Origin of the sequence: Roseomonas sp. TAS13 (assembly GCF_001950415.1) — a bacterium.
GTDB classification, from domain to species: Bacteria; Pseudomonadota; Alphaproteobacteria; order Acetobacterales; family Acetobacteraceae; genus Roseomonas; species Roseomonas mucosa.
On the sequence record NZ_BDLP01000394.1, the window covers coordinates 1 to 3,749 of the forward strand.

At 71.1% G+C, this 3,749-nt stretch carries 4 protein-coding genes; all 4 read left to right on the top strand.

What is annotated here, in order from left to right; translation table 11 throughout:
- Nucleotides 1-1,169, top strand: a 1,169-nt coding sequence (locus ROTAS13_RS20790) for a beta-ketoacyl synthase N-terminal-like domain-containing protein (protein WP_075823283.1), incomplete at its 5' end; no start/stop codon positions are given.
- Between the two features lie 55 nt (nucleotides 1,170-1,224).
- On the top strand, nucleotides 1,225-2,247 hold the full coding sequence (locus ROTAS13_RS20795; protein WP_075823284.1) for a zinc-binding dehydrogenase: 1,023 nt from the start codon (nucleotides 1,225-1,227) through the stop codon (nucleotides 2,245-2,247).
- 10 nt (nucleotides 2,248-2,257) lie between these two features.
- The gene (locus tag ROTAS13_RS20800) at nucleotides 2,258-3,190 is read left to right on the top strand and encodes a lipid A biosynthesis lauroyl acyltransferase (RefSeq protein ID WP_075823285.1); all 933 of its coding nucleotides are present in this window, start codon (nucleotides 2,258-2,260) and stop codon (nucleotides 3,188-3,190) included.
- A gap of 93 nt (nucleotides 3,191-3,283) precedes the next feature.
- The coding region (locus ROTAS13_RS20805; protein WP_171979182.1) for an Hpt domain-containing protein at nucleotides 3,284-3,749 on the top strand (466 nt) is incomplete at its 3' end.

Consider the following 3,749-nt stretch of genomic DNA (forward strand, 5'->3'; position numbering starts at 1 on the left):
CCGCGCTGCTGGCCGGCCGTTCGGGCCTGCGGCGGATCACCCGCTTCCCGACCGAGCACCTGCGGACCAGCATCGCCGGCACGGTGGACCTCCCGGAGGAGGCCGGGCGCGAGCCCTTCTCCACTCCCGTCCGGGTGGAGCGCATCGCCGCGATCGCCGTGCAGGAGGCGCTGGAGATGGCCGCGCTGGGCCAGCCGGGCAGCTTCCCCGGCCCGCTCTTCCTCGGCATGCCGCCGGTGGAGATGGAGTGGCCGGAGCGCTTCACCCTCGCGCGCGAGGCCGGCCCCGGCTATGCCGCGATGACCCGCGCGGCGATCGGCCATCCGGAGATCCACGAGCGCATCCTCTATGGCGGCATCGGCGAGCGCCTGGCCGAGCGCTTCGGCCCGCGCGGCGTCCCGGTGGCCGTCACCACCGCCTGCGCCACGGGCGCCTCCTCCATCCAGCTCGGCGTCGAGGCCATCCAGCGCGGCGAGGCCACGGCCTGCATCGCGGTGGGCGCGGATGGCACGGTGCAGCCGGAATCGCTGATCCGCTTCTCGCTGCTCTCGGCCCTGTCCACCCGCAACGAGGAACCGGAGAAGGCCTCCCGCCCCTTCGAGAAAAACCGCGCGGGCTTCGTGATGAGCGAGGGCGCGGCGGCGCTGGTGCTGGAGGATTACGACAGCGCCGTGGCGCGCGGCGCGCGCATCCTCGGCCTTGTTTCCGGCTGCGGCGAACGGGCCGACAGCTTCCACCGCACCCGTTCCAACCCGGACGGCAACGCGGTGATCGGGGCCATGCGCGTGGCGCTGTCCGATGCCGGGCTGAAGCCGGGGGACATCTCCTATGTCAACGCGCACGGCACCGGCACGCCCGAGAACGACAAGATGGAGAATCTCGGCATGCGCGCCGTGTTCGGCGAGGACGCGCCGCCGATTTCCTCCAACAAGTCGATGATCGGCCATACCCTTTCGGCCGCCGGGGCGCTGGAGGCGGTGTTTTCGCTGCTCACCATCCGCGACGGCCGCCTGCCGCCCACCATCAACTACGACGAGCCCGATCCGAGCATCACCCTGGACGTGGTGCCGAACGTGGCACGCGACGCCCAGGTGAAGCACGTGCTGTCCAATTCCTTCGGTTTCGGCGGCCAGAACACCTGCCTCGTCCTCTCGGCGGAACCGCGCTGATGCGCTCCGGTCGTGAAGCATCGAAGATGCGCAACGTGAATCGGAGTGCCTGCTGATGCGCGCCCTGCGCCTGCATGGCGACCGCGACCTGCGGATCGACGACATCGCCCCGCCCCCGCCGCCCGGCCCGGGCGAGGTGCAGATCCGCCCGCTGGCGGTGGCGCTGAACCACATCGATGTCTGGGGCTGGCGCGGCATGGCCTTCGCCAAGCGCAACCTGCCCCTGGTGACGGGCGCCGAGGCGGTGGCCGAGGTGGTCTCGGCCGGCGAGGGCGTGACGGGCTGGAAGGCGGGCGACCGCGTGGCCCCCTATGGCGCGCTCACCTGCGGCCATTGCCGGGCCTGCCGCGAGGGGCGCGACAATCTTTGCGAGAATGTCGGCGGTGTGATGGGCTTCCATCTCGACGGCTTCGCGCAGGAGCTGGTGAACATCCCGGCGCGGCTGCTGATCCGCGTGCCGGAGAATGTCACGACCAACGACGCCGCCTGCGCCACCATCACCTTCTCCACCGTCGAGCACATGCTGTTCGACAACGCGAAGCTGGAGCCGGGCGAGACCATCCTGATCCAGGCCGCGGGCTCAGGCATCGGCACGGTGGCGATCAAGGAGGCCAAGGCCATCGGCTGCACCGTCATCGCCACGGCGGGCGACGACGAGAAGTGCGCCAGGGCGAAGGAACTCGGCGCCGACCATGTAGTGAACTACAACACCCAGAACTTTCCCACCGTCGCCCAGCGCGTGACCGGAAAGCGTGGCGTGGACGTGGTGTTCGAGCATGTCGGCGCCTCGACCTGGGCGGGCTCGCTGCTCTCGCTGCGGATGGGCGGGCGGCTGGTCACCTGCGGCTCGACCTCCGGCGTCTCGGCCGAGACCAACCTGATGATGATCTTCCAGCGCCAGCTCCGGATCTTCGGCTCCTTCGGCGCCTCCATGCGCAACGTGGCCGACGGGCTGGCCAAGATGGCGGGCGGCATGACGCCGGTGCTGGACACGGTGATCCCGCTGGAACGCTTCACCGAGGGGCTGGACCGGTTGGAAAGCCGCCGCGTCTTCGGCAAGATCGTGGTGACGCTGTAGGCCCGGTATCGTGACTCCGGAACTCCGCTACCGCTGGCGCAAGGCCCAGCTCCGTGCCCTCCGGTGGCGCGACGGCGCGCTGGCCCTGCTGGTGCGCGGCGCCTTCGCGGCCATGCGCGCCATGGGGCCGGACCGCGGCCCCCGCTTCGGCGCCGCCGTGGCGCGGAAGCTCGGCCCGCTGTTCAAGCAGCATCGCATCGCGCTGGAGAACATCCGCGCCGCCTTTCCGGAAAAGGACGGGGCCTGGCACCGGCGGGTGGCGATGGAGGCCTGGGACAACCTGGGCCGCACCGCCTGCGAATACGTGCATCTGGGCAGGATCTGGGACCTGACCGAGGAGCGCCGCCCGGGTGGCCGCATCGAGATCGACGACGCGACCTACGCGCGCTTCCAGGAGGTGCGCCAGAGCGGCGGACCCGTGGTGGTCTTCGCCTCGCATCTCGCGAACTGGGAGCTGCCGGCCGTGGCGGCGCGCAAGCACGGGCTGGACACCGCCGTGCTCTACCGGACGCCGAACAACCGGGCGATCGCCGAGCTGATCATCGGCATGCGACGCGACCTGATGGGGGAGATGGTGCCGGCCGGCATCACCGCCCCGACCAAGCTGGCCAAGGTGCTGCAGGCCGGCGGCATCGTCGCCATGCTGGTGGACCAGCGCTTCAGCCGCGGGCCGGTGATCGATTTCCTCGGCCGCCCGACCCCGGCCAACCCCCTGCTCGCCAACCTCGCCCGGCGCTTCGACTGCCCGGTGCGGGGCGTGCGCGCCATCCGCCTGCCCGGCGGACGCTTCCGCGTGGAGGTGACGGAGCCGCTGGACCTGCCGCGCGACGCGGAGAGGCAGATCGACGTCGCGGCGGCGACGCAGGCGATGAACGACGTCATCGCCGGCTGGATCCGCGAGCATCCCGGCCAATGGCTCTGGATGCACCGCCGCTGGCGCTGAGCGCCGCCCCGGCACCGTCCTCACGGGCACCATCTTCACGGAATCTTCGTGACCGGGGCCCTATGCCATCGCCGTGATTGAAGCGGGACGACGATGGACGAGCTGCTCGCCGATTTCCTGACGGAAACCAATGAAGGGCTGGTGGCCCTCGACGACGCGCTGCTGCGGCTGGAGCGAACGCCGGAGGACCGCCAGACTCTTTCCGAGATCTTCCGCCTGGTGCACACGATCAAGGGCACCTGCGGCTTCCTCGGCCTGCCGAGGCTGGAGCGCGTCACCCATGCGGCGGAGAACCTCCTCGGCCGCTACCGCGACGGACAGCTCCCCGTCACCTCGGCCGGCGTCACGCTGATCCTTTCGGCGCTGGACCGCGTGAAGCTCATCGTCGCCGATATCGCCGGCACCGGGGCGGAGATGGAGGGGGAAGACGCCGCGCTGCTGCACGCGCTGGACGAGGCCTATGCGGGACAGCTGGCCGAGACCCCTGGAGCCGCCGCGCCGGTGCCAGCCGCGCCCACGCCCACCGTGCAGCCGCCGCCCGAAGCCGCCGCCCCCCTGG